Source organism: Pseudomonas sp. B424, from assembly GCF_055408345.1.
The window spans coordinates 124,377-149,130 of the sequence record NZ_JBUZTL010000007.1 but is presented as its reverse complement, the minus strand read 5'-3'; the positions used below and the strand labels follow the sequence as shown (position 1 = coordinate 149,130).

Genomic DNA, 24,754 nt, shown 5'->3' with positions numbered 1-24,754 from the left:
GGCGGCGTTTTTTTATGCGCCAGCCTTCTGCGGCCTCGTACAATGCCGGCTGCCCTGCAGGAGAGACTCATGACGCGCCCCGCCACACCTCGAAAACCACGCGTTCGCAGCCAGGCCCGGATCGATTTGATACTGGCGGCTGCCCGAACATTGCTCGCGACTGAAGGGGTGTCCAGTTTGTCGATTTACAGCGTGGCCGAACGCGCCGCCATCCCGCCATCGTCGGTCTATCATTTTTTCGCAGGCGTGCCCGCGCTGCTCCAGGCACTGACCGGTGATGTGCATGCGGCCTTCCGCGCCTGCCTGCAAGCGCCGATAGAGCATCAAGGATTGAACAGCTGGCGTGATTTGTCGCGCGTGGTCGAACAACGCATGTTGGGGATTTACAACGAAGACGCGGCTGCCCGGCAGTTGATTCTGGCCCAGCATGGCCTCACGGAAGTCACTCGGGCCGACCGCCAGCACGACCTTGAATTGGGCCAACTGATGCACGGGCTGTTCATGCGCCATTTTGAACTGCCGGTTTTGCCACAGGACGTGGACGTATTTGCCCTGGCGATGGAGTTGGGCGACCGCGTCTATGCGCGCTCCATCCAGCTGCACGACAGCATCACCCCGCGCCTGGCCGAAGAAGGCTTGCGGGTGGTGGATGCTTATTTGGGGTTGTACTTGCCGCCGTATTTGCCAAAACGCCAGAGCCCAATCAACGCCTGACCGGCTTTGTGGGCACAACAAAACCTGTGGGAGCGTGGCTTGCCCGCGATGGCATCACTGCGCTCTAGCTGACAGACCGCACCGCCTGCATCGCGAGCAAGCCCGCTCCCACAGTTTTTTGCATTGCCTTCACACCATCAAATCAAAACGGCGCATCACCCAGGATCGTCGCGCGGTGCATCACACGGCGGTTCGGGCGGTAATCGTCCACCGCGTAATGCTGAGTCGAGCGGTTATCCCAGAACGCCACGTCGTTTTCCTGCCAGCGCCAGCGAATGGTGTATTCCGGGCGGGTGGCGTGGGCGAACAGCAGCTTGAGGATCGCTTCACTTTCAGCCTCTGAAAGCTCATTGATCTTCGTAGTAAAACCTTCGTTGACGAACAGCGACTTGCGCCCGCTCACCGGGTGAGTGCGCACCACCGGGTGCGAAAGCGGCGGGTTGTTTTTACGGGTTGGGCGACCGCGTCTATGCACGCTCCATCCAGCTGCACGACAGCATCACCCCGCGCCTGGCCGAAGAAGGCTTGCGGGTGGTGGATGCTTATTTGGGGTTGTACTTGCCGCCGTATTTGCCAAAACGCCAGAGCCCAATCAACGCCTGACTGGCTTTGTGGGCACAACAAAACCTGTGGGAGCGTGGCTTGCCCGCGATGGCATCACTGCGCTCTAGCTGACAGACCGCACCGCCTGCATCGCGAGCAAGCCCGCTCCCACAGTTTTTTGCATTGCCTTCACACCATCAAATCAAAACGGCGCATCACCCAGGATCGTCGCGCGGTGCATCACACGGCGGTTCGGGCGGTAATCGTCCACCGCGTAATGCTGGGTCGAGCGGTTATCCCAGAACGCCACGTCGTTTTCCTGCCAGCGCCAGCGAATGGTGTATTCCGGGCGGGTGGCGTGGGCGAACAGCAGCTTGAGGATCGCTTCACTTTCAGCCTCTGAAAGCTCATTGATCTTCGTAGTAAAACCTTCGTTGACGAACAGCGACTTGCGCCCGCTCACCGGGTGAGTGCGCACCACCGGGTGCGAAAGCGGCGGGTTGTTTTTACGGGTTTGCTCCCAGCGCGCCAGATCTTCTGGGGTCGAACCAAAACGCTCCAGCGGGAACGATTTGGTGAAATCGTGCGTCGCCGTCAAACCATCCAGCAGCACTTGCAGAGGTTTGGACAGCCCCTCAAATGCCGCAATCCCGCCCGCCCACAAGGTGTCGCCACCAAAGGCCGGCAACTGCTTGGCGCTGAGCACCGCGCCCATCGCAGGCGTCGGCAAAAAGGTCACGTCGGTATGCCACACCGCGTTGTCGCGCACGTCGGTCACGGCCGTGTCCAGCACCAGCACTTCTGGCTGCTCCGGCACATTGGGGTAAATCGGGTGAATGTGCAGGTCGCCAAAGTGGGCGGCAAAACGCGCCTGCTGCTGCGGCGTGATCGCCTGGTTCTTGAAAAACACCACATGATGCGCAAGCAACGCCTGCTCAATGGCATTGCGGTGCTCCAGACTCAGGGGCAGGGTCAGGTCAACGCCGTCAATCTGGGCGCCAAGGGCAGAGCTAATCGGGGTGATGGTCAGGCTCATGGTCAATCTCTTAATCAGCGCGCCGATTGATCAGCGTCGAGTGTGTTTAGTGAGCCTGGCCGTGCCACGGCACCAGCTTGCGTTGCAGGGCGCGCAGGCCCATCTCCATGGCGAAGGCGATGATGGCAATCACCAGAATCCCCAACACCACCACATCAGTGACCAAAAACTGCGCGGCGGACTGCACCATAAAACCCAGGCCGCTGGTGGCGGCGATCAGCTCGGCAGCCACCAGGGTCGACCAGCCCACACCCAGCCCGATTCGTACACCGGTCAAAATATCCGGCAGGGCGCTGGGCAAAATCACATGGCGGATCAACTGCCAGCGTGTGGCGCCCAACGATTGCGCCGCACGAACTTTGGCCGGGTCCACGGTGCGCACCCCGGTGGCGGTGGCAATTGCAATCGGGGCAAAGATCGCCAGGTAAATCAGCAGTACTTTCGACAGCTCGCCAATTCCGCACCAGATCACAATCAGCGGCAAATACGCCAACGGCGGAATCGGCCGGTAAAACTCAATCAGCGGGTCGAAAATCCCCCGCGCAATGCGGTTATGGCCAATGGCAATGCCCACCGGCACCGCCGTCAGGATCGCAAAACCCAGGCCCAGGCCGATACGGCTCAAACTCGCGCCCAGGTGCTGCCACAAGGTGGAGTCCATGTAGCCTTTGGTCGCCAGCAACCAGCCTTTTTCCAGCACGGCGGGCGGCGGTGGCAAAAACAGGGGTTCGATCAACCCGGCAGCGGTCACGGCCCACCAGACGGTAATCAAGGTCACAAGGGTCAAGACGCTGATCCAGCGCGTGCTCAGGCTGCGCTTGACCGGGCGCGGGGGGTGGGGCGCCGCAACCGGGGCGGCGGCGACTGCTTCATAACTGCTCATGCGCGCTCCTGCCGCTGGGCGGCACCGCGTTGTGAAAACACGCGCTCAAGCACGTGCTCACGGGTTTCGATAAAACGAGGGTCGGACTTGATCGAACGCGCCGATTCGCCAGCGTTGTAGCGCTGGCCGAAATCCAGGCTCAGACGCTCAACGATGCGGCCCGGGTTGGGGGCCAGCAAAATCAGGTCAGTGGCCAGAAACACCGCTTCTTCAATGTCATGGGTAATCAGGAACACCGGCTTGTCGGTACGGCGGCACACTTGCAGCAGCAGTTCTTGCATCTGCTCGCGGGTGAATGCATCAAGAGCGCCAAAGGGTTCGTCCATCAACAACACCCGAGGATCGGCGGCCAAGGCACGTGCCAGGCCGACCCGCTGTTTTTGTCCGCCCGAGAGCTCCCACACGCGGCGGTGCTCAAAGCCCGACAAGTCAACCAGAGCGAGCATTTCACGGGCGCGGATCTCGCGTTTGTCACGGGGTACACCGGCCAGCTCAAGGCCGAAAGCCACGTTAGCCAGCACGTCTTGCCACGGCAGCAACACGTCGTCCTGAAACACCACGCCGCGTTCGGCGCTCGGGCCTTTGACCGGTGCGCCATCAAGGGTTATGCGCCCGGCGCTGGGCTCCACAAAACCCGCAATCAGATTCAGCAAAGACGTTTTACCGCTGCCCGACGGGCCGAGTGCGACCAGCAGTTGCTGAGGGCCGAGGCTGACGGAGATATCCGACAGCACCGGCTCCGCGGCGCCCGGGTACTGTGCGCTGATGCGCTCCAGTGATAACAAGGCCATGACGGTCGACTCCTCAGCGCGGGTTGATTATTGGGTGATAAAGGTGGCGTTGACTGACGGCGCGTAGTCCGCCAGCACCGCATCGACCTTGCCTTGCTCCTTGAGGAAAGCGGCGGTATCGGTCAGGGCTTTGGTGGTCGGCGCGCCGAGCAAGACAATCTGGTCATTGGCCAGCGGGTACACGTTGCCCTGCAGCAGTACCGGAATGTCCGAAGCCTTGGCGCCCGACAGTTTCACCACCTTGTCGACATTGCTCTGGCTGGCCAGCCAGGCTTTCGGGTCTTTGCGGTAGTCGGCGTAGGCATCCAGCGTGACTTTGGCAAATTGCTTGACGATTTCCGGATGCTTGGCGGCGAAGTCTTTACGCACAATCCAGGCATCAAATGTCGGTGCGCCCACCTTGGCCAGCTCGCCCGAGGTGATCAGCACTTTGCCGTTCTCTTTGGCCGCGCCCAGGGCCGGGTCCCAGACATAAGTAGCGTCGATATCGCCACGCTTCCAGGCCGCCACAATGGCCGGTGGGGCGAGGTTCAGAATCTGTACTTTCGCCGGGTCGATATTCCAGTGCTTGAGCGCGGCCAGCAGGCTGTAGTGGCCGGTGGAGACAAATGGCACGGCAACTTTTTTACCGATCAGATCCTGCGGGCCGTTGATCCCGGAACCGTCGCGGGCCACCAGGGCTTCAGCGCCGCCGATCTGGGTGGCAATCAAAAAGGTTTCAACCGGCACCTTGCGGGTGATCGCGGCCGTCAGCGGGCTCGAACCGAGGTAGCCAATTTGCACATCGCCCGAGGCGATGGCGGCAATGATGTCCGAGCCGTTATCGAATTTGCGCCAGTTGATCCTGGCCCCGGTGGCTTTTTCATAAGCGCCATCGGCCTGAGCGACTTTCGCCGGATCAACGGTAGTTTGGTAAGCCACGGTGACATCGGTGGCGGCCTGCGCGAAGAAGCTGGCACCCGCCAGGGACAAAGCAGCCAAAAGGCGTAGGGGAGAGTGCAGTTTCATCAGGAAGCTCCTCGGCAGACGGCCGGATATCGGCAGAACGCGAGGTTAAATGATCTAAGAACCGGTAAATAAATAACTTTTAAGCATTAGCTTATGTGGTTCCGAAACATCCAGAAATGCACGCAGCGGTCATCTGCTATGGCGTTTTGAACTGCATGTGATCGGGTCGACTGTTTAAGAACCAAACGCTATTAAAAGATTCACAAAATTATGTTTAAGAATTAGACGAAAGGCCGATAGCATTCCTTCACATGCGCGTAGGAAATATCCTTAGATATGCCTATTTGATCTGAAAAGCTTAGAAACAATTCTTTTTGGGTTTATCAAATAGCCATTACTCTGCGCACAAACGGAAAATGACTAGACAAAGGTCGTAGACACTCTTGGTTACGATTGACTTGCCGGTCACCGTCTGGCGCTAATCGCGCATCTGTAGCACCGAGACGTCAGATCTGGGGCTAAAGAACTACAAAAATTAGAGACGCAAAGGAGCAACACAATGAACAAGTCCACCTTGGCCATCGCTGTGGCCGTAGGGCTGTTGGCACAACAAGCAAGCGCTGCTGGTTTCATTGAAGACAGCAAGGCCACGCTGAAACTGCGTAACTTCTATATCAACAACGACAACCGTGATTCGGGCACCAAGGCTGCGGGCGCTCAGAGCAAGGTTGAAGAGTGGGGCCAGGGCTTCCAGCTGGACTTCACCTCCGGCTATACCCAGGGCACAGTCGGTTTTGGTGTGGATGCCATTGGCCTGCTGGGCGTCAAGCTGGACTCGAGCGCTGGCAAGCACGGCAACCCGAACGGTGCTAACTCTGGCGGCTCGGTATTCCCAAGCGACGGCAACCACGCTGTAGACGATTTCTCCAGCCTGGGCCTGACCGCCAAAGCCAAGATCTCCCAGACCGAATTGCGCATCGGTACCCTGCAGCCAAAACTGCCGGTTATCGTCTCCAACGACGGTCGCATGCTGCCGCAGACCTTCCAGGGCGGCCAGATCACCTCCAGCGAGTTCAAGGACCTGACCTTCACCGGCGGTCAGATCGAACACGCCAAAGGTCGTAACTCCAGCAACAACGAAGGCCTGTCGATTGCCGGCGCCAACAGTGGCTCGAACTACGCCAAAGGCGAGTTCGTCAACAAGTTCTACTACGGCGGCGCGGACTACAAGGTCAACAAAGACCTGTTGCTGCAGTACTACTACGGCAACCTGGAAGATTTCTACAAGCAACACTTCCTGGGTCTGGTTCACAACTGGTCCATCGGCCCGGGCGTGTTGAAGTCTGACCTGCGTTACTTCAACAGCACTGATGACGGCAAGAACGGCCACGACTCTGCGTATTACACCACCGGTGATTACGCCAACAGCTCAGCGGGTAGCGGCAAAGGCAAGGTCGACAACAACCTGATCAGCGGCCTGTTCCTGTACACCGTTGAAGGCCACACCTTCGGTGGCGGCTATCAGGTCAGCAACGGCAGCAGCGACTTCCCGTTCCTGAACCAGGGCGACGGCGCATCGGCTTACATCCCTACCGACATGCAGATCTCGAAGTTCGCACGTGCTGGCGAGCGTACCTGGCAGGCGCGTTACTCGTATGACTTCGCCAAAGTCGGCGTACCTGGCCTGACGGCGGGCGCGGTTTACCTGCGTGGCGACAATATCGACACCTACAACAGCAAAAACGTACAAACCAGCAATGGCTCTTCCGAGTGGGAACGCGATATCACCGTGGCTTACGTTATCCAGGAAGGCGCGTTGAAAAACCTCGGCCTGACGTGGAAAAACGCCATGTGGCGCAACGATATTGTGGGCCAGCGCGACCAAGACGAAAACCGTCTGATCGTCAGCTACTCGATCCCGTTGCTATAAGCGTGATGTAGAACAAAGGTAAGAAAAATCCTGCCCGGTGCAATACCGGGCAGGGTGTTTACCGAAGACCAGAACGATCAATTCGCAACACATTAATAGTCGTAGCTCCCTGCCACTCCCCTTGCCTAAACCTGCGCCCAGAGTGGACCCGGGGCTTTGTTGCGTCCAATGAAACAGTTTTTAATATTCTTTTTTGCGCTAATCAAATCGATATTTATTCTTTTTAATTCACTCATGACGCAGGCAGAGTAGGCCCATCACGCCCTGCCATTCCCTATAAAAAGGAGCTGCACCATGAGCCTCAGACTCGGCGACATCGCCCCCGATTTCGAACAGGATTCCAGCGCCGGCACCATCCACTTCCATCAATGGCTGGGCGACAGCTGGGGCGTGCTGTTCTCTCACCCCGCGGACTTCACCCCGGTGTGCACCACCGAACTGGGCCTTACGGCCAAGCTCAAGGACGAGTTCGCCAAGCGCGGCGTCAAAGCCATCGCGCTGTCTGTCGACCCGGTGGACTCGCACCACAAGTGGATCGATGACATCAACGAAACCCAGAACACCGTGGTCAACTTTCCGATCCTGGCCGATGCCGATCGCAAAGTGTCGGACCTCTATGACCTGATCCACCCCAATGCCAGCGACACCCTGACCGTGCGCTCGCTGTTCGTGATTGATCCGAACAAGAAAGTCCGCCTGACCATCACCTACCCGGCCAGCACCGGGCGCAACTTCAACGAAATCTTGCGCGTGATTGATTCACTGCAACTGACCGATAACTACAAAGTCGCAACCCCGGCCAACTGGCAGGATGGCGACGACGTCGTGATCGTGCCGTCGATCAAGGACGAAGACGAAATCAAAAAGCGCTTCCCCAAAGGCTACCGCGCCGTGAAGCCCTACCTGCGCCTGACGCCACAGCCCAACAAGTAAGGTCAACGTCACCCCTTGTGGGAGCGGGCTTGCTCGCGATCAAGGCGCTGCGGTTTTTCTGATCCACCGCAACGATCCCATCGCGAGCAAGCCCGCTCCCACACAACCAGTGTCTTCACAGGGTTTCAGGCCGTTTCGACGGCCTTTTTTTGGCTTTCGGATTCGCCAGCCTGCATATACCTTTAAAGAATAAACAAATGAATAAATATGATTTATAGATATATAAATCACCTGTTAAGGTCTGTTCACTCAAGCGAAAACGCTGACAGCGAATTGCACATATTCATTCAAGGAAACGTCTAGATGCTGGTCGTGACTCTCGGAGGAAGCCCAAGCCAACGATCCCGTTCGGGAGTGTTGCTGGACTACGCCAAACGCTGGTTGAACCAGCAAGGCGTTGAAGTGGTGAGTTATCAGGTACGTGACTTCCCGGCCGAAGACTTGCTGCACGCACGCTTCGACAGCCCGAAAATTATCGACCTGCTGCAACAGATTGAAAACGCCGACGGCCTGGTGATCGCGACCCCGGTGTACAAAGCCTCGTTCAGCGGCGCACTGAAAACGGTGCTCGACTTGCTGCCTGAACGCGCCCTGAGCCACAAAGTGGTCCTGCCCATCGCCACCGGCGGCAGCATCGCCCACATGCTGGCCGTGGACTACGCCCTCAAGCCCGTACTGTCGGCCCTCAAGGCCCAGGAAATGCTGCACGGCATTTTTGCCGATGACAGCCAGATTGCTTACGGCGAAGGCAGCGCACAGGCGCAGCTTGCCCCCCTATTGGAACAACGTTTGAGCGAGGCCCTTGAGCAGTTCTACAGCGCCTTGGCGCGCCGTCCGAAACCGCTGGACCCCAACATCCTCAACGACCGGCTGCGCACGGCGCGCTGGAGTATCTGAAACACCATTTTCCCCTGTGGGAGCGGGCTTGCTCGCGATATCAGGCGATGTGTTCTTACTGGCACACCGCAGCGATCCTATCGCGAGCAAGCCCGCTCCCACAGGTAAAGCATCAACTTCACCTTACTGAACCGCCAACGGCCCAGCAGGTGCAACCCGAATCTCGAACTGCAAATAGGAGAGCGCCATGCGCCCTGTCATTTTGCGTCGTGGTCTGGTCGCACTGTTAGCTGCGGCTGTGTCCTTCGGCGCTGTTACCCAGGCTCAAGCCGATACGCTGCGCATCGGTTATCAAAAATACGGCACGCTGATGCTGCTCAAGGCCAAAGGCACGCTGGACAAGCGTCTGGCCGAGCAGGGCGTCGACGTGCAATGGACCGAATTCCCCGGTGGCCCGCAGCTGCTTGAAGGCCTGAACGTGGGCTCCATCGACTTCGGCGTGACCGGCGAAACCCCGCCTGTTTTCGCCCAGGCAGCCGGGGCAGACCTGCTCTACGTCGCCTACGAACCGCCTGCCCCCACCAGTGAAGCCATCCTGGTGCCCAAGGACTCACCGATCACCTCGGTCAAAGACCTTAAAGGCAAAAAGGTCGTGCTCAACAAAGGCTCCAACGTGCACTACCTGCTGGTGCGCGCCCTTGAAGACGCCGGCCTGAAATACACCGATATCCAGACCGTATTCCTGCCACCGGCGGATGCCCGCGCGGCGTTCGAGCGCGGCAGCGTCGACGCCTGGGTCATCTGGGACCCGTACCAGGCCGCCGCCGAACAGCAACTGCAAGCACGCACCCTGCGTGACGCCAGCGGTATCGCCGACAACCACCAGTTCTATCTGGCCACCAAGCCTTATGCCGAACAGCATCCCAAGGTGATCGAAACCCTGGTCGATGAAGTGCGCAACATTGGCGAGTGGGCCAAAGCCCACCCTGAAGACGTGACCGAACAGGTCGCGCCGCTGCTGGGCCTGTCGCCAGAAATCACCCTGACTGCGGTTAAACGCCAGGGCTACGGCGCGCAGTTCTTGACCCCGGCAGTGGTCAACGCCCAGCAAAAAATTGCCGACAGTTTTTACCAGCTCAAGCTGATTCCCAAGCCGCTGGTTGTGAAAGACGTGATCTGGACGCCACCGGCCAATCTGGCCAAAGCCAACTAACGCTTGCTGCCCCCCATTTAGGAGACCACTCCATGAGCCTCAATATTTTCTGGTTCCTGCCTACCCACGGTGATGGCCATTACCTTGGCACCTCCGAAGGCGCCCGCGCGGTTGACTACGGCTACCTGCAACAAGTCGCACAGGCGGCTGACCGCTTGGGGTTTGGCGGGGTACTGATCCCTACAGGGCGTTCGTGCGAAGACTCGTGGCTGGTGGCCGCCGCGCTGATCCCGGTGACCCAGCGCCTGAAATTTCTGGTGGCCCTGCGCCCCGGCATTGTTTCGCCCACCGTGGCGGCACGTCAGGCGGCGACCCTGGACCGTCTGTCGGGTGGCCGTGCACTGTTCAATCTGGTGACTGGCGGTGACCCGGAAGAACTGGCCGGCGATGGCCTGTTCCTCAGCCACGAAGAGCGCTATCAGGCCTCGGTGGAATTCACCCGCATCTGGCGACGAGTGCTCGAAGGCGAAACCGTGGACTACGACGGCCAGCACATCACCGTCAAAGGCGCAAAATTGCTCTACCCGCCGATCCAGCAACCGCGTCCGCCGCTGTACTTCGGCGGCTCGTCGGAAGCGGCGCAAGACCTGGCTGCCGAACAAGTGGAAATGGTACTGACCTGGGGCGAGCCACCGGCCGCCGTCGCAGAAAAAATCGAACAAGTGCGGGCCAAGGCCGCCAAACACGGACGCACCGTGCGCTTCGGGATTCGCTTGCACGTGATCGTGCGTGAAACCAACGACGAAGCCTGGAAAGCCGCGGACAAACTTATTTCTCACCTGGACGACGACACCATCGCCCACGCCCAGGCCTCACTGGCCCGCTTCGACTCGGTCGGCCAGCAACGCATGGCCGCACTGCATGGCGGCAGCCGCGACAACCTCGAAGTCAGCCCCAACCTGTGGGCGGGCGTAGGCCTGGTGCGCGGCGGCGCGGGCACAGCCCTGGTCGGCGACGGCCCCACCGTGGCAGCGCGGGTCAAGGAGTACGCGGACCTGGGCATCGATACCTTTATTTTCTCCGGTTACCCACACCTGGAAGAGTCGTACCGCGTGGCCGAACTGCTGTTCCCGCACCTGGATATCGAGCGCCCGGAACTGCCAAAAAGTGCCGGGTACGTGAGCCCGTTTGGCGAAATGGTCGCCAACGACATTCTCCCTAAAGCTGCATCGCAGAGCTGAGGTCGCCATGAGTTCAGGCAAGGCCTTGGGCCTCAATAAAATCGGTCACACCCTGGCGCCCTGGGCCTTGCCTGTCCTGCTGCTGGCGGTATGGCAGCTGTCCGTGTCGGCAGGCTGGTTATCGACACGCATCCTGCCCGCCCCCAGCGCCGTGATCGCGGCCGGGATTGAGCTGGTACGCAGTGGCGAGATCTGGAAACACCTGGCCATCAGCGGCTGGCGCGCCGGGCTGGGCTTTGCCATCGGCGGCAGTATCGGCCTGGCGCTGGGCTTTATCACCGGCCTGTCGAAGTGGGGCGAACGCCTGCTCGACAGCTCGGTGCAAATGATCCGCAACGTGCCGCATCTGGCGCTGATTCCGCTGGTGATCCTGTGGTTCGGCATTGATGAATCGGCAAAGATTTTTCTGGTGGCGCTGGGCACCTTGTTCCCGATCTACCTCAACACCTACCACGGCATCCGCAACGTTGACCCGGCCCTGGTCGAGATGGCGCGCAGCTATGGCTTGTCCGGTTTTCGCTTGTTCTGGCAAGTGATCCTGCCCGGCGCCTTGCCTTCGATCCTGGTGGGCGTGCGCTTTGCGCTGGGCTTTATGTGGCTGACGCTGATCGTGGCCGAAACCATCTCCGCCAGCTCCGGCATTGGCTACCTGGCGATGAATGCCCGGGAGTTTTTGCAGACCGACGTGGTGGTACTGGCGATTGTTTTGTACGCGGTACTCGGCAAGTTGGCCGATACCGCAGCCCGGGGGCTGGAGCGCGTGTGGCTGCGCTGGCACCCGGCGTATCAAGTGGCTAAAGGCGGTGCAGCATGACAGCTCAACAACCCCCGCGTTTGCGCCAGGGCATACCGCTGGCCATCAAGGGCCTGCAGAAATCCTTCGGCGAACGCCAGGTCCTGCGCGACATCAATCTACACATCCCCGCCGGTCAGTTTGTGGCCATCGTAGGGCGCAGCGGTTGCGGTAAAAGCACCCTGATGCGCCTGCTGGCCGGGCTCGATCAACCTACGGGCGGCGAACTGCTGGCCGGCAGCGCACCGCTGCAAGAGGCCCGCGAAGACACGCGGCTGATGTTTCAGGAAGCGCGCCTGCTGCCCTGGAAAAAAGTCATCGACAACGTGGGCCTTGGCCTCAAGGGCGACTGGCGGCCCAAGGCGCTCAAAGCGCTGGAAGAAGTGGGCCTGGCCGAACGCGCCAACGAATGGCCCGCCGCACTATCGGGCGGGCAAAAACAGCGTGTGGCCCTGGCCCGCGCCCTGATTCACCAGCCGCGCCTGCTGCTGCTGGACGAGCCGCTGGGCGCGCTGGATGCCCTGACCCGTATCGAAATGCAGCAACTGATTGAACGCCTGTGGCGCCAGCATGGTTTCACCGTGTTGCTGGTGACCCACGACGTGAGCGAAGCCGTTGCGATTGCAGACCGCGTGATCTTGATTGAAGAAGGCGAGGTGGGGCTGGACCTCACCGTCGAACTGCCGCGCCCACGGGTACGCGGCTCGCATCGACTGGCCGCGCTGGAAACCGAAGTGCTCAACCGTGTGCTGGCCTTGCCAGGGGCACCGCCCGAACCCGAACCCGTCGCACCGCTGCCCACGCAACTGCGCTGGGCGCAATAACCTCACTTTTTTTATCCCAAGACAGGAATCGACACCATGACCATCAAAGCCATCAACGTTCGTAACCAGTTCAAAGGCCACATCAAGGAAATCGTGCTGGGCGACGTACTGTCGGAAATCGACGTACAAACCGCATCGGGCATCGTGACCTCCGTGATCACCACCCGCTCGGTCAAAGAGCTGGAACTGGTGGTGGGCAGCGAAGTGATCGCCTTCGTAAAATCCACCGAAGTGTCCATCGCAAAGTTGTAAATCATGGGTGATCCACAGCCCCGAACGGCGTGAGCCCTTCGGGGTTTTTTTGGCTCACATTTGCCCTTGCGCGGGATCAGGCGTGTTGCAGCGCCAGTACTTGCAGCACATCACACCCTTGCTGCAACAACAAAGACGACGCCTCACACACGGCGCTCAAGTCGTGGGGGTCATGGCTGCGGGCGCTCATCAGCGCCAAACAACGCAACAGATTCTTGGCCGCCTGAATGCGCTGCTCGGCACAGGCCAGCAAGGCAGATACAGAGGCGCGGGTATCGATTAACAAGACATTTGAGCCGACGGGGTTGTCGGTTTGGGGGATGTAATGCGTCATGGTTGAACTCCAATAATTTGAGGAGCCACTCCGATCAGCTTGCACGCAGAAAGAAGGTGGCAGTTGTGCGCGGGTGTGCAAGACCGGTTATTGGGACCCGGCAGACCCGAAGATCTCCCGCGCACAACCGCCATAACGCCGATTGCAGGCGCTGAGCCTACCAAGCGATATGAAAAGTTGAAATCCAATAATCAGGCTTGCACGCCTGATCGCTGATTTTTCAGCGACGGGGCGGACTATAGGCAGCCCGCCGGGGGCATCACAATGGGGTGCAGAGCGTGAAAGCCCGATCCCACACAAGTGCGCGAAGGGTCTGTAGAAGCACGCTTTAAGCGGCGCCGCTGGTCGGCCCTCACTGGCGACAACTTCTAAAGCTTTCTATGATTCCAACGATTTCATTGATTGCAAGAGGTGCATATGGCCAGCATTACCATTCGAAACCTGGATGATCAGGTTAAAGAGCGCCTGCGCATTGAGGCCGCTCTCAACGGTCACTCGATGGAGGAAGAGGTACGACTGATATTGCGCCGGGCACTCAAAGCGCCCACGTCAAGCCTGGGCCTTGCGAGCCGGATTCATGCACGTTTTGCGCAGGCAGGTGGCGTTGAACTGGAGTTGCCAAGCAGAGAGGAACGCGCCCGCACGGTGGACTTTGACGAATGATTATTCTCGATACCAACGTGCTTTCTGAATTGATGCGTGCTCAACCAAACCCTGGCGTGATGGCGTGGATGGATGCACAAAGTGCCGATGGTTTATTTATCAGCGCCATTACGATGGCCGAGATCCTTCATGGCATTGCCCGTTTGCCCGCCAGCAAACGCAAAGACCATTTGCATGAAATGGCATGGGCGATTTTCAGCGAGGATTTCGCTGATCGTGTTTTACCGTTTGATGCACATGCGGCTTCACGCTATGCGCAATGGGTTGCCGACAGTGAAGCCAAGGGCAAGCCTGTCAGCATGGCCGAAGCGCAAATAGCGGCGATATGCCAACTACACAACGCCAGCCTTGCCACGCGCAACGTGAAAGATTTTGCCCACGGCAACGTCTCACTTATCAATCCGTGGCTCGTGGACGAGTCTTGAGCCAACTACACCGCGGCGCCTGAATCGCGAGCGAGCCCGCTCCCACAGATAGGGAGAGTGTTCACACAAAGTGCAAACACACCGAAACCGGTGGGAGCGGGCTTGCTCGCGATGGCATCCACTCGGTGATTCAGGTAATCACCGAACCAAATGCAAAAACTGCATATGACGCTCGTACTGATCGAGGATGTCGTTGATGATTTGCTCTTTGGTGTAGCCCGTCAGGTCGTAGTCCTGGCTGCCTTCGGCCAAATGCACTTCCGCACGGTAGTAGCGACGGTTGCGCAGTTGCTCTTTTTTGCCAAAACCACCACGGGCAAAGGACGGCGTGAAGTAGCCGCGCATCTGCACCTGATAGATGAACGGATGCTCTTCGCCGTGGCCGATTTCCAGGCTCACATTGTCGTTGGCCGGGTCCGGCTGGGTGACAACGTTAAGCCCTTTTTCCAGGAACACCGCGCTCACTTCTTCAATCGCCGGGCGCACGGTGCTGTCCATGAAGCGGTACACCTCGTCACGGGACGGGAAGTGCACGGCCTGGCTCAAGCGCTGACGCCAGCCGCCACGACGCGAGTGCGAAACCGGCGCCAAAGAGTGCATCTGCGCGATTTGCTTCTGCGACTCGAGGTAGAACGCCTTGTGCAGGCCCCACATCATCAGCAGCAAGATCAGCGAGAACGGCAACGAAGTGAGCACGACCGCTGACTTGAGCGCATCGATACTGCCCGAGAACAACAGCGCACTGGTGACCAGCGCAGTCATCGCACCCCAGAACACCCGCAACCATTTCGGGCCGTCTTCGTCGGCGTTGTTGCCACGCGCCGAGAGGGTAGACAGCACCACGGTGCCGGAGTCGGCCGAGGTCACGAAGAACACGAAGCTGATGAACACCGTCACCGCAATCACGGTCCGGCTCCACGGGTAAGTCTCAAGCAGCAAGTACAGGGTGCGCGACGGGTCGTCGATGGCCGACTGGCCGAGGGCAACCATGCCGTGGTTGAGCACCTGATCGATGGCGCTGTTGCCGAAGATCGACATCCACGCCAGGGTGAAACCCAGCGGGATCAGCAGCACGCCAAACACGAATTCGCGGATGGTACGGCCACGGGAAATACGCGCAATAAACAGGCCCACAAACGGCGACCATGCGATCCACCAGGCCCAATAGAACACGGTCCAGCCGCCCAGCCAGTCATTGGGCTTGTCATAGGCGTACACATCGAAACTCTTGGTCGGCAACGCGCCCAGGTAGTCACCGATGTTCTGCACCAGGGTGTTGAGCAAATGCTGGGTAGGCCCGGCAAACAACACAAACAGCAGCAACGCACAGGCCAGCAGCATGTTGATGTCGCTCATCACGCGCACGCCTTTATCGACGCCCGCAATGGCCACCAGGATGGCTGCGCCCATCATCAACGTGATCAGGCCCACTTGCACCCATTGGGTGTGCGGCAAACCGAACAGGTAATCGAGACCGGAATTGAGGTGCAACACGCCAAAGCCCATGTCGGCGCCCAGACCAAACACGGTAGCGATGATGCCGAAGCCATCCACCGCATAACCGATCGGCCCGTTGATGCGCTTGCCGATCAGCGGGTACAGCGCAGAGCGCAGCGCCAGGGGCAGGTTATGGCGATAAGCGAAGTAGGCCAGCGCCATGCCGACAAAGGCGAACACGCCCCAGCCATGCAGGCCCCAGTGCAGGAACAGCAACTGCATGCCCTGGCGCGCAGCCTCTGATGTGCCGGCTTCGCCTTGGGGCGGGGCGAGCATGTGGGTCAGGGGTTCGGAAACGCAGAAGAAAAATAGCGTGATGCTGATCCCGGCGGCGAAGAGCATGCCGGCCCAGGACAGGTAGCTGAACTCGGGTTCGTCGTGGTCGGCACCGAGCTTGATCTTGCCGTAGCCGGACAAGGCGGTGACGACCACGAAGATCAGATACAGAGTCATCGCTAACATGTAGTACCAGCCGACCGTATTGGCCGCCCAGTTTTGTGCTGCCAGCAGCCATTCACCGGCTGCTTGTGGCATGGCGATAACCACCAGGCCAAAGATCAAAATAAACGCGGCGGCAAAGTAAAACACCGGCGGGTTCATGCGGATCTGGGACGTCTCCGACGTGATCGGTACACTCATTGGATGTGCACCTTATAGAGGTAAAACGAGATCAAAAAGAGCGGATTCGGCAAGGGTTAGCCTCCTGTTGTGAGCGGGCAGCGGACCACCGTTTTAACTTGAACAACCATTCAAGTTAAACATGGATGGCCTTTCAGCACTAATCGCTGCCCACGGCTAGACGCCTAATACGTTAGCTCATGGCAGGGTATGACACATGGCCATGATCAACGTTCAACCGTTATAGGGTGGGGCTATCAGCGCGAAGCGACGGCAACAGAAAGCGGGATTTTCGGGCGCTGAAAAAAATCCAAAAAAAATGCTCGCAGAGGCGTAGTAATCAAAAAACAGACAGCATTCAGGTGTGGATCAACAGCGGTTCAGGCAGAGCGTACAGATGAGTCGACAAGGGGAAACCCGCTTGATTGAAGTCCCCTCTGAGATTGGCTTCGTCTTGGCGCCAGCGAAGCACAAACGCCAAAACGAATAAATCGTGGCACATAAATAACACCTCATGCTGTTACCCATCGACAGGCTCAACGAGTTGGCATACTCAACTATGCATTCAAAACACAGGAGTGGAGAATAATTCCCATAATGAAGTCAGCCTACAGGAAGGCCATATACCCGTTGTAAAATCACTTATACTTATTCACTTCGGCGATTTATCTGCTGAAGACCCATCGGGAACAATAATCGAAAAATTAACGGCCACGGCTTCTTTGACTTCACCTTTTTGAGTGAAGTTACTGACTCCGACTATATCATTTCCACTTCGTATATCTGCTAATGGTTTCGTATACTTCAGATCAATGTGTGAAATACCAAGTTCGTCCAGAGTGTGTAGCTCGCTTGCACTCTCTGACGGTTGAGGGCCATCAACCCAACTTTGACCATCGTGATCAGCATCAATCCAGATCTTCACATCGCTCCATCGATGGTCCTGGTTATCAAATTTAAGATCTTTGTTGCTATCCAGACTGCGCAGCGCATCAAAAGCATTATCAAAGGTTTTTTCACTAGGGGAGTCACGGTTTCCTTGTTCGGCGCCAAAATATTCTGACATCAATTCCGAGACATCATCAATTTTTCCGTCCCCATCCAAATCCACAACAACAATACCCTCTTCAGTACTGCTCCATCCCGTTTGAACTTTCTCGCCATCGTTGTTCATATCGAAATGAACAGGAGAAACATGAGGGCTGGTGAGTTTTATTCCTGATCCATTCAGATCTAAAATCAAAGGGTCTATTTTTCTATCCAGCAGGCATTTAATTTTTGAAATTTGCTCTGGCGTTATATAATTAAGACCACCAACACTTTCCAATGAAATATCAACATTTGCAACTGGCTTTTCGCCGGAGGTCACAGGAAGGCCTCCACCGGTGCTGTAGCCGTTCGATGCAGAGGTTACTCCACTTCCGCCACCGCCACCCGTTCCATTGCTTATACCTCCACCCGGAATCAGAGGCAGCAAAATATTGATTTCTACTTCTGCGATTAATAATCTTTCCAATATTACCTTTGCGGCAATAGACACAACCATTGAAACATCGTCTAAATATCGTTCGACAATCATCCCGATAGCGGCGGCATTTTGTATGAATACCGTGGCATAATTTTCCATCTGTTCTAGAAAAGTACGACCCGGAATCTCAACATAATCATGCCCTAATCCACCCATCCACACAGGAAATTCATCACCGAGGGTTCCGCCCCAATGCCATGGCTCCAAGCCCAGGCCTTCAACTGCGGCTTGTACGTCTCTTTTAATTACTTCTTTAATTGGCAAAATGGCTTTAGCATTAATAAAATCCGCAATAACTTGGTGGGCTAATTTGTCAGAGGCATTTTTGTACATGCGCGAAGTAAACTGCCTTCCGGAGCGCTCAACGGCATATCGCATGGAGTTATAAACTATTTCACTAACAAACGTTCTATCAAGATTATTAATAGACTTTGCCGAAATAAGCCAGTTAGCCGCCATCAGCATTGGGTCTCTCACTTCGCCATCGGCCTGGTTGGCGATGGCTTTCTGAGCAACATCATACAAGTACTGGTACCCTCCCGAGTAGTCTTTCTCAGCGAGCCTACGCTCCAGGTATTTAATATCCGCAGTTGTCAGTGGTATTGACACCATTTTATTTTCTCTTTAATTAATTAAAAAACGATCCAGAAAATTCAACACAAAATCATCGACTTTTTTAAGGTCTGAAATCTCACGCTTAAACAAGTAGTCAGCCCCCAAAATACTTTTGTACGCTCTTTTTCCCACATAAATAATTTCCCACTCAGATAGGTAAGCATTGCTTCCGTCACGGCCCGCAACCCTATAAATCTTCTCACTACCCTCTAACCGTTCAACCCCATCAAAAGACGTAAGGGCTTTTAATTTCCCGAAAGCCCGGTCTATATCAAACGGCGGAACTGACACAGGAAATAAAATCAATACTACTATGTTGTCAGATCTATTTTTATAGCCCACTAACTTCATGGACGGGTACTCAACACGAAGCGTGACTACGGTTTCACCGTTAAAATCAATAAGCTGGCAATCTTCATCTGAGAGATAAAAGGAGAAAACACTGATATTCGTTTTTTTATTAACAAACGTGCAGGTTGCATTGGCGGGCATAGAGCCCCAAGCAAACACGAGTGACAGGAACGCGCCTAGAAGATATCTACGCATTACCAATCTCCATTATTGCTAATGAATCGTCTTTTCCGCCGAAGGAATAAATATACTCATCAACGACGTTTACTCTCCAGAGCACAGCGAGGGACGTCGTTTTAGGCCGTATTATTTTCATGATCAATCCAAGAGCCAGATAAAAACTTGTTACTCAGAAAACTTTAGGCCCGGTATCAAAATATAACCACAGCGAAGCCGCCGCTCTTAATGTCGGATATTTCCGTAACTAAAAATATTATGTAGGAGAGGGTTAAGACGGGCGCTGAACTGCGCGGCCCGGTTTAAAACACAGACAAATCCAGCGGCCGAACAGCCCCCATCCAGATCGCATGGTCGGTGTGGTCCAGCAGGTCATTGCCGGTATCAGGGTGCAGGAACACCACCAGCCCGTTGCGGTTGAGCGCCAGCCACGGCAGGACGATGCCGACGAGCTCCGGGCCGAAGGCCAATTGGCAGCTCCAGTCCGGGTGCGGGCCCACCGGGCGTTCGTGGACGCGGCCCATCTGAACGCCAAACAGTTGCGCAGCCTCCAGGCACAAGGCGCGGGCTTGATCGAGGGTGGTGGCGTCGAAATAGACGTGGGCGTGGTAGCCCTTGATTCGTTGCATAGGGGGCCTCGTGAAAGGATGCATTTAATGTGGCAGCTGGCTTGCACCCGCATTCTGCTCCGCCAGCATCCAGTCAACAAAGACTTTAGCCAGTCGGTTGCGCCGTTTGCGCGGTGGCATCACCGCGTAATAGCCAAATGCCGATTGCGCCGACTCGGCAAACGGGCGGCACAGAACGCCTTGCTCCAACAAGTTATCCACAAGGTGCTTCCAGCCAATGGCCATGCCTTGCCCGGCTATCGCGGCCTGAATCAGCAGGGTGTAGTTGTCAAAGCGTAGCTGGCCCGGCGCAGGCGCCTGCCCAAGCTGGAAGGCGTCAAATAGCCGGTACCAGTCGAACCACTGGCGGGCGTGTTCGCCGCGCAGTTGCAGCAGCGGGAAGCCGCCCAGGGCTTGAGCCGATAACGGCAGCGCCTGCCCGGACAACAAGTGCGGGCTGCACACCGGGAAAACTTCTTCATTGAACAACCACTGGGACTCACCCTGGGTAAATCGCCCCTGGCCAAACAATACCGCCACGTCGATATCACCATGCAGGGCGTCATGGCTACGCTCGCGGGTAATCAGGCTTACATCAATATGTGGATAAAGCCCGTGAAAACGCGGCAGACGCGGCATCAGCCAATACGCCGCAAAGGCAAAGTCGGTGGCGACTTGCAGCACTTCACGGGCCGGCTGTTTGCGTAACGCCTGCAAACCTGAGTCGATTTGCTGCAAACCTGCCTGAACGTGCAAGAACAGGCCCAAGCCCGCTTCGGTCAGGGCGATGCCGCGATAGATGCGGTCAAACAAACGAATGCCCAAACGCGCTTCCAGCCGTTTGAGTTGCTGGCTGATGGCGGGCTGGGTAGTGCCCAGTTCCTGTGCCGCGGCGGTAAAACTGCGATGCCGGGCTGCCGCTTCAAAGGTGCGCAGCAGGTCGAGGGACACGTCACCCAGAGCTTCATACATTAGCAGTGCTTATCCGAGTTATTGCGGTGTATGGGTTTTACCACGCCAGACGTGGCCTTCATGCTGCTTGTCAGCACTTTCGCATAAATTTTTGAAAGGTCGACCGCCTATGTCACGCAAAAATATCCTGTTCATCATGGCTGACCAAATGGCCGCCCCCTTGTTGCCGATTTACGGCCCGTCCCCGATCAAACTCCCGCACCTGAGCCGTTTGGCGGCTCAAGGCGTAGTGTTCGACGCGGCGTACTGCAACAGCCCGCTGTGCGCGCCGTCGCGTTTCACCCTGGTCAGCGGCCAGCTGCCGAGCAAGATCGGCGCCTACGACAACGCGGCGGACTTGCCCGCTGATGTACCGACCTACGCGCACTATCTGCGCCGTTTGGGTTACCGCACGGCACTGGCGGGCAAGATGCACTTTTGCGGGCCCGACCAGTTGCATGGTTTCGAGGAGCGCCTGACCAGTGATATTTACCCCGCCGACTATGGCTGGTCGGTCAATTGGGATGAGCCGGATGCGCGGCCCAGCTGGTATCACAACATGGCCTCGGTGCTGCAAGCCGGCCCCTGTGTGCGCACCAATCAGCTGGATTTCGACGAAGAGGTGGTGTTCAAGGCCCAGCAATACCTGTTCGACCACATTCGCCAGGACGGCGACCAGCCGTTTTGCCTGACCGTGTCCATGACCCATCCGCACGACCCGTACACCATCCCCAAACCGTTCTGGGATTTGTACTGCGACGAAGACATTCCGCTGCCCCACACCCCGCCACAAGCCAGCCTCGACCCGCACTCGCAACGCCTGCTCAAGGCCTACGACCTGTGGGACAAACCGCTGCCTGTGGATAAGATTCGCGACGCCCGCCGTGCGTATTTCGGCGCGTGCAGTTACATCGACCACAACATCGGCCGGCTGCTGCAAACCCTTGAAGACACCGGGCTGGCCGATGACACGGTGATCGTGTTTTCCGGCGATCACGGCGACATGCTGGGCGAGCGCGGGCTTTGGTACAAAATGCACTGGTTCGAGATGGCCGCACGGGTACCGCTGGTGGTGTACGCGCCGGGGCAATTTGATTCGGCGCGCATAGGCGCGGCCGTCTCGACCGCCGACCTGTTGCCCACCTTTGTCGAATTGGCGGGTGGCACGCTGGAGGACAATCTGGCGCTGGACGGTCGCTCGCTGGTACCTCACTTGCGCGGCGAGGGCGGCCATGACGAGGTCTTCGGCGAGTACATGGCCGAAGGCACCATCAGCCCGTTGATGATGATCCGCCGTGGCGCCTACAAATTTATCTACAGTGAAGACGATCCCTGCCTGCTGTATGACCTGCACAACGACCCGCGCGAACTGGAAGAACTCAGTCAGTCACCCGGGCATCAGGCGCTGTTCAACGATTTTTTGGCGCAGGCACGGGCCAAATGGGACATCCCTCTGATTCACCGGCAAGTGCTCGCGAGCCAGCGCCGCCGACGGCTGGTCACTCAAGCGCTGGCCACGGGCAAGCTCACCAGCTGGGATCATCAACCCTGGGTCGACGCCAGCCAGCAATACATGCGTAACCACATCGACCTCGACGACCTGGAGCGCACGGCACGTTATCCACAGCCTGGCGCCTTGCACCCGGCAGGGTTAAACGACACTCTGCCCAAGACCGATATCTGAAGAGTCCTACATGGCCTGGCCCAAACTCCAACACTTATTGCCCTTTTTAAGCTGGCTGCCCAAGCAAACCCGCGCCAGCGTGGGCCGCGATGCATTGGTGGGGCTCAGTGGTGCAATTCTGGCGTTGCCGCAGTCCATCGCCTACGCCCTGATCGCCGGGTTGCCGCCCGAGTACGGGCTGTATGCGGCCATTGTGCCGGTGATCATCGCCTGCCTGTGGGGTTCGTCGTGGCATTTGATTTGCGGCCCTACGGCGGCGATTTCCATCGTGCTGTTTGCCAGCGTCAGCCCGTTGGCGGTGCCCGGTACTCAGGACTACATCGGCCTGATTTTGCTGTTGACGTTTTTGGCCGGGATTTTTCAGTGGCTGATCGGCATGCTCAAATTTGGCGCACTGGCCAATTTTGTTTCGCACTCGGTGATACTCGGCTTCACCCTCGGCGCGGCAGTTGTGATCGCGCTGGGCCAGTTGCCCAATGTGCTGGGGCTGCACTTATCGAGCAAAGCCACTGCACTCGACAGCCTGTTGACGCTGCTCGCCCATATTCGCCAATTTGATCCCGCCTCGTTGTTGCTGGGTGCGGGCACGTTGGTGCTGGGGGTTGTGTTCAAGCTGTGGATGCCACGCTGGCCGACCTTGCTGCTCACGCTGGTGATCGCCAGCCTGGTGGTATGGCTGCTGCCGCAGGTGTTTGGGCATGTCGAGCTGGTGCAATCGTTTGTCGGCCGTCTGCCGCCTTTCAGCCCACTGCCTTTGGACCTCGAAACGATCTTGCGTTTGCTGCCAGGCGCCGTAGCGGTGGGCATGCTGGGGCTGGTGACCAGTTTGTCGATTGCCCGCTCGTTAGCTACACGTTCGCAGCAGATGCTCGATGCCAACCAGGAAGTTCGCGCCCAGGGTTTGTCCAATGTGGTGGGCTCGTTGTTCTCCGGGTATTTGTCGTCGGGCTCGTTCACGCGCTCAGGGTTGAGCTACGAGGGCGGTGCCAATTCGCCGTTGGCAGGGGTGTTTTCAGCGCTGTGGGTGGCGTTGTTCGCCGTGGCCGGGTCGAAGCTGATTGCGCACATTCCGATCCCGGCGATGGCGGGCAGTATTTTGCTGATTTGCTGGGGGCTGGTGGACACGCGGGGGATTCGCGCGCTGTGGCGGGTGAGCCGCGCCGAGTTCGCGGTGATGGCACTGACCTGTATCGCGACGTTGCTACTGGAGCTGCAAACGGCGATTTATGCCGGGGTGCTGGCTTCGCTGTTTTTCTACCTTAAACGCACTTCACGCCCGCGCATCCACCAATGGCGCGAGGGTGACGAAGAGGTGTTGCGGGTTGGCGGTTCGATTTTTTTCGGCGCCAGCCATTACCTGCAAGTTCGCTTGCAGCGCACCCAAGGCCAGCGAGTGGTGATCGAGGCGCAACACATCAACTTTATCGATTACTCAGGGGTTGAGATGCTGCATCAGGAGGCGCGCCGATTGCGGGGGTTAGGCCGCAGCTTGACCCTGCGCCGGGCGCGGACGCAGGTAGTGGAGGAGTTGAAGAAGCTGGAAGGGGCGGATCGGTGCCCGGTTTTGTTTGAAGGGTAAACGTCCGCTCCCACAGTTATTGCGCCAGCAACCTGCGCAACTCGGCCAACGCCGGCGCCGTATCCGGGCGCACGCCGCGCCACAGGTAGAACGCTTCCCCCGCCTGTTCGGCGAGCATCCCCAGACCATCCATCACCTGACCCGCGCCATGTTCGGTGGCCCACAGGCAAAACGGTGTCGGCTCCTTGCCGTACATCATGTCGTAGCACAGGGTTTTACCCGGCTCGATCAGGCTGCTGGCAATCGGCGGCACTTCGCCGCTCAGGCTGGCAGAGGTGGCGTTGATAATCAGGTCGACCGGCTCGTGCAGCCAGTCAAAACCGCTGGCCGCCACCGGGCCCAGGTCGCTGAACAGTTCGGCCAGCAACTCGGCCTTCTCAACCGTGCGATTGGCGATGGTCACAGAGGCCGGCCCTTCGCCCAGGATGGGCTCCAATGCACCACGAACCGCACCGCCCGCGCCCAGCACCAAAATGCGTTTGCCCTTGAGGCTGAAGCCGGCATTGACCGTGAGGTCGCGCACCAGGCCGGCACCGTCGGTGTTGTCCCCCAGCAAGCTGCCATCGGGCTGTTTGCTCAGCGTGTTGACCGCACCTGCACGCTGCGCCCGGGCGGTCAGCTGGTTGGCCAGCCGATAAGCCTCTTCCTTGAAGGGCACGGTGACGTTGGCGCCGCGCCCGGCTTGGAAGAACGCAGTGGCGCAGCCAGCAAAATCATCCAGCGGCGCGAGCAAGGTGTCGTATTGCATGACCTGACCGGTTTGCTCGGCAAACAGGCGATGCAACACCGGGGATTTGCTGTGGGCAATCGGGTTACCAAAAACAACGTAACGGTCCATCAGGCAAA

At 58.0% G+C, this 24,754-nt stretch carries 24 protein-coding genes and 2 pseudogenes; 14 read left to right on the top strand and 12 right to left on the bottom strand.

The genetic code is table 11. The features are described from left to right. Positions 1-69 precede the first annotated feature (69 nt). Entirely contained in the window at positions 70-714 is a 645-nt protein-coding gene (locus ACZRMS_RS11075) for a TetR/AcrR family transcriptional regulator (RefSeq protein ID WP_463995386.1), read from the top strand. 142 nt (positions 715-856) lie between these two features. Here ACZRMS_RS11075 and ACZRMS_RS11070 read toward each other — a convergent pair. Beyond that, positions 857-1,165: pseudogene (locus tag ACZRMS_RS11070) on the bottom strand (TauD/TfdA family dioxygenase); the annotation flags it as partial. A gap of 2 nt (positions 1,166-1,167) precedes the next feature. On the opposite strand from ACZRMS_RS11070, the pseudogene ACZRMS_RS11065 reads away from it, so the two are divergent. After that, positions 1,168-1,317: pseudogene (locus tag ACZRMS_RS11065) on the top strand (TetR/AcrR family transcriptional regulator); the annotation flags it as partial. A 142-nt stretch (positions 1,318-1,459) separates the two neighbouring features. On the opposite strand, the gene tauD reads toward ACZRMS_RS11065, so the two are convergent. Genes tauD through tauA form a run of 4 tightly spaced genes read right to left on the bottom strand, consistent with a single transcriptional unit; the run spans position 1,460 to position 4,975 of the window. Further along, positions 1,460-2,293: a taurine dioxygenase gene (tauD, locus tag ACZRMS_RS11060; protein WP_463995385.1), complete on the bottom strand. Its 834-nt coding sequence runs from the start codon at positions 2,291-2,293 to the stop codon at positions 1,460-1,462. A gap of 46 nt (positions 2,294-2,339) precedes the next feature. Further along, positions 2,340-3,176 (bottom strand): taurine ABC transporter permease TauC, encoded by an 837-nt coding sequence (gene tauC / locus ACZRMS_RS11055; protein ID WP_463995384.1) that lies wholly within the window; start codon positions 3,174-3,176, stop codon positions 2,340-2,342. Next, entirely contained in the window at positions 3,173-3,967 is a 795-nt protein-coding gene (gene tauB / locus ACZRMS_RS11050) for a taurine ABC transporter ATP-binding subunit (protein WP_463995383.1), read from the bottom strand. Before tauB ends, tauC begins: the two co-directional genes overlap by 4 nt. 27 nt (positions 3,968-3,994) lie before the next feature. Continuing rightward, entirely contained in the window at positions 3,995-4,975 is a 981-nt protein-coding gene (gene tauA, locus ACZRMS_RS11045; RefSeq protein WP_463995382.1) for a taurine ABC transporter substrate-binding protein, read from the bottom strand. Positions 4,976-5,474: 499 nt separating this feature from the next. On the opposite strand from tauA, the gene ACZRMS_RS11040 reads away from it, so the two are divergent. The 8 genes from ACZRMS_RS11040 (at position 5,475) to ACZRMS_RS11005 (ending at position 12,878) form a co-directional block, all read left to right on the top strand. Further along, on the top strand, positions 5,475-6,845 hold the full coding sequence (locus ACZRMS_RS11040; protein WP_463995381.1) for an OprD family porin: 1,371 nt from the start codon (positions 5,475-5,477) through the stop codon (positions 6,843-6,845). Between the two features lie 294 nt (positions 6,846-7,139). Beyond that, positions 7,140-7,778, top strand: coding sequence for a peroxiredoxin (locus ACZRMS_RS11035; RefSeq protein WP_463995380.1), 639 nt, complete (start codon positions 7,140-7,142; stop codon positions 7,776-7,778). A gap of 303 nt (positions 7,779-8,081) precedes the next feature. Further along, a complete protein-coding gene (gene ssuE, locus ACZRMS_RS11030) occupies positions 8,082-8,675 on the top strand; it encodes an NADPH-dependent FMN reductase (protein ID WP_463995379.1) in 594 nt (197 codons plus the stop codon). Between the two features lie 187 nt (positions 8,676-8,862). Continuing rightward, complete coding sequence (locus tag ACZRMS_RS11025; RefSeq protein WP_463995378.1) at positions 8,863-9,828, top strand: sulfonate ABC transporter substrate-binding protein; 966 nt, start codon at positions 8,863-8,865, stop codon at positions 9,826-9,828. A gap of 32 nt (positions 9,829-9,860) precedes the next feature. Continuing rightward, a complete protein-coding gene (gene ssuD / locus ACZRMS_RS11020) occupies positions 9,861-11,009 on the top strand; it encodes an FMNH2-dependent alkanesulfonate monooxygenase (RefSeq protein WP_463995377.1) in 1,149 nt (382 codons plus the stop codon). Between the two features lie 7 nt (positions 11,010-11,016). After that, a complete protein-coding gene (gene ssuC, locus ACZRMS_RS11015) occupies positions 11,017-11,823 on the top strand; it encodes an aliphatic sulfonate ABC transporter permease SsuC (RefSeq protein ID WP_463995376.1) in 807 nt (268 codons plus the stop codon). Then, entirely contained in the window at positions 11,820-12,626 is an 807-nt protein-coding gene (gene ssuB / locus ACZRMS_RS11010; RefSeq protein ID WP_463995375.1) for an aliphatic sulfonates ABC transporter ATP-binding protein, read from the top strand. The genes ssuC and ssuB overlap by 4 nt, the downstream gene beginning before the upstream one ends. Positions 12,627-12,662: 36 nt before the next feature. After that, entirely contained in the window at positions 12,663-12,878 is a 216-nt protein-coding gene (locus ACZRMS_RS11005; RefSeq protein WP_003444581.1) for a TOBE domain-containing protein, read from the top strand. 76 nt (positions 12,879-12,954) lie between these two features. Here the strand turns inward: ACZRMS_RS11005 and ACZRMS_RS11000 are convergent, their stop codons facing one another. Beyond that, positions 12,955-13,212 (bottom strand): hypothetical protein, encoded by a 258-nt coding sequence (locus ACZRMS_RS11000; RefSeq protein WP_463995374.1) that lies wholly within the window; start codon positions 13,210-13,212, stop codon positions 12,955-12,957. A 417-nt stretch (positions 13,213-13,629) separates the two neighbouring features. Here ACZRMS_RS11000 and ACZRMS_RS10995 point away from each other — a divergent pair, with 417 nt between their 5' ends. Continuing rightward, the gene (locus tag ACZRMS_RS10995) at positions 13,630-13,875 is read left to right on the top strand and encodes a FitA-like ribbon-helix-helix domain-containing protein (RefSeq protein ID WP_463995373.1); all 246 of its coding nucleotides are present in this window, start codon (positions 13,630-13,632) and stop codon (positions 13,873-13,875) included. Then, on the top strand, positions 13,872-14,300 hold the full coding sequence (locus ACZRMS_RS10990; RefSeq protein ID WP_463995372.1) for a PIN domain-containing protein: 429 nt from the start codon (positions 13,872-13,874) through the stop codon (positions 14,298-14,300). Before ACZRMS_RS10995 ends, ACZRMS_RS10990 begins: the two co-directional genes overlap by 4 nt. Before the next feature lie 138 nt (positions 14,301-14,438). On the opposite strand, the gene betT is transcribed toward ACZRMS_RS10990, so the two are convergent. The 5 genes from betT to ACZRMS_RS10965 form a co-directional block, all read right to left on the bottom strand. Beyond that, the gene (gene betT, locus ACZRMS_RS10985) at positions 14,439-16,436 is read right to left on the bottom strand and encodes a choline transporter BetT (RefSeq protein WP_463995371.1); all 1,998 of its coding nucleotides are present in this window, start codon (positions 16,434-16,436) and stop codon (positions 14,439-14,441) included. Positions 16,437-17,067: 631 nt separating this feature from the next. After that, positions 17,068-18,468 (bottom strand): hypothetical protein, encoded by a 1,401-nt coding sequence (locus ACZRMS_RS10980; protein WP_463995370.1) that lies wholly within the window; start codon positions 18,466-18,468, stop codon positions 17,068-17,070. A 99-nt stretch (positions 18,469-18,567) separates the two neighbouring features. Further along, on the bottom strand, positions 18,568-19,104 hold the full coding sequence (locus tag ACZRMS_RS10975; RefSeq protein ID WP_463995369.1) for a hypothetical protein: 537 nt from the start codon (positions 19,102-19,104) through the stop codon (positions 18,568-18,570). A gap of 284 nt (positions 19,105-19,388) precedes the next feature. Next, entirely contained in the window at positions 19,389-19,715 is a 327-nt protein-coding gene (locus ACZRMS_RS10970) for a DOPA 4,5-dioxygenase family protein (protein WP_463995368.1), read from the bottom strand. Positions 19,716-19,739: 24 nt separating this feature from the next. Further along, a complete protein-coding gene (locus ACZRMS_RS10965) occupies positions 19,740-20,666 on the bottom strand; it encodes a choline sulfate utilization transcriptional regulator (RefSeq protein ID WP_463995367.1) in 927 nt (308 codons plus the stop codon). A gap of 109 nt (positions 20,667-20,775) precedes the next feature. Between ACZRMS_RS10965 and betC the strand changes: the two genes are divergently transcribed. After that, positions 20,776-22,329, top strand: coding sequence for a choline-sulfatase (betC, locus tag ACZRMS_RS10960; RefSeq protein ID WP_463995366.1), 1,554 nt, complete (start codon positions 20,776-20,778; stop codon positions 22,327-22,329). A 10-nt stretch (positions 22,330-22,339) separates the two neighbouring features. Then, positions 22,340-23,908: a SulP family inorganic anion transporter gene (locus ACZRMS_RS10955; protein WP_463995365.1), complete on the top strand. Its 1,569-nt coding sequence runs from the start codon at positions 22,340-22,342 to the stop codon at positions 23,906-23,908. A 16-nt stretch (positions 23,909-23,924) separates the two neighbouring features. Here the strand turns inward: ACZRMS_RS10955 and aroE are convergent, their stop codons facing one another. Further along, positions 23,925-24,746 (bottom strand): shikimate dehydrogenase, encoded by an 822-nt coding sequence (aroE, locus tag ACZRMS_RS10950; RefSeq protein WP_463995364.1) that lies wholly within the window; start codon positions 24,744-24,746, stop codon positions 23,925-23,927. Positions 24,747-24,754: the final 8 nt, after the last annotated feature.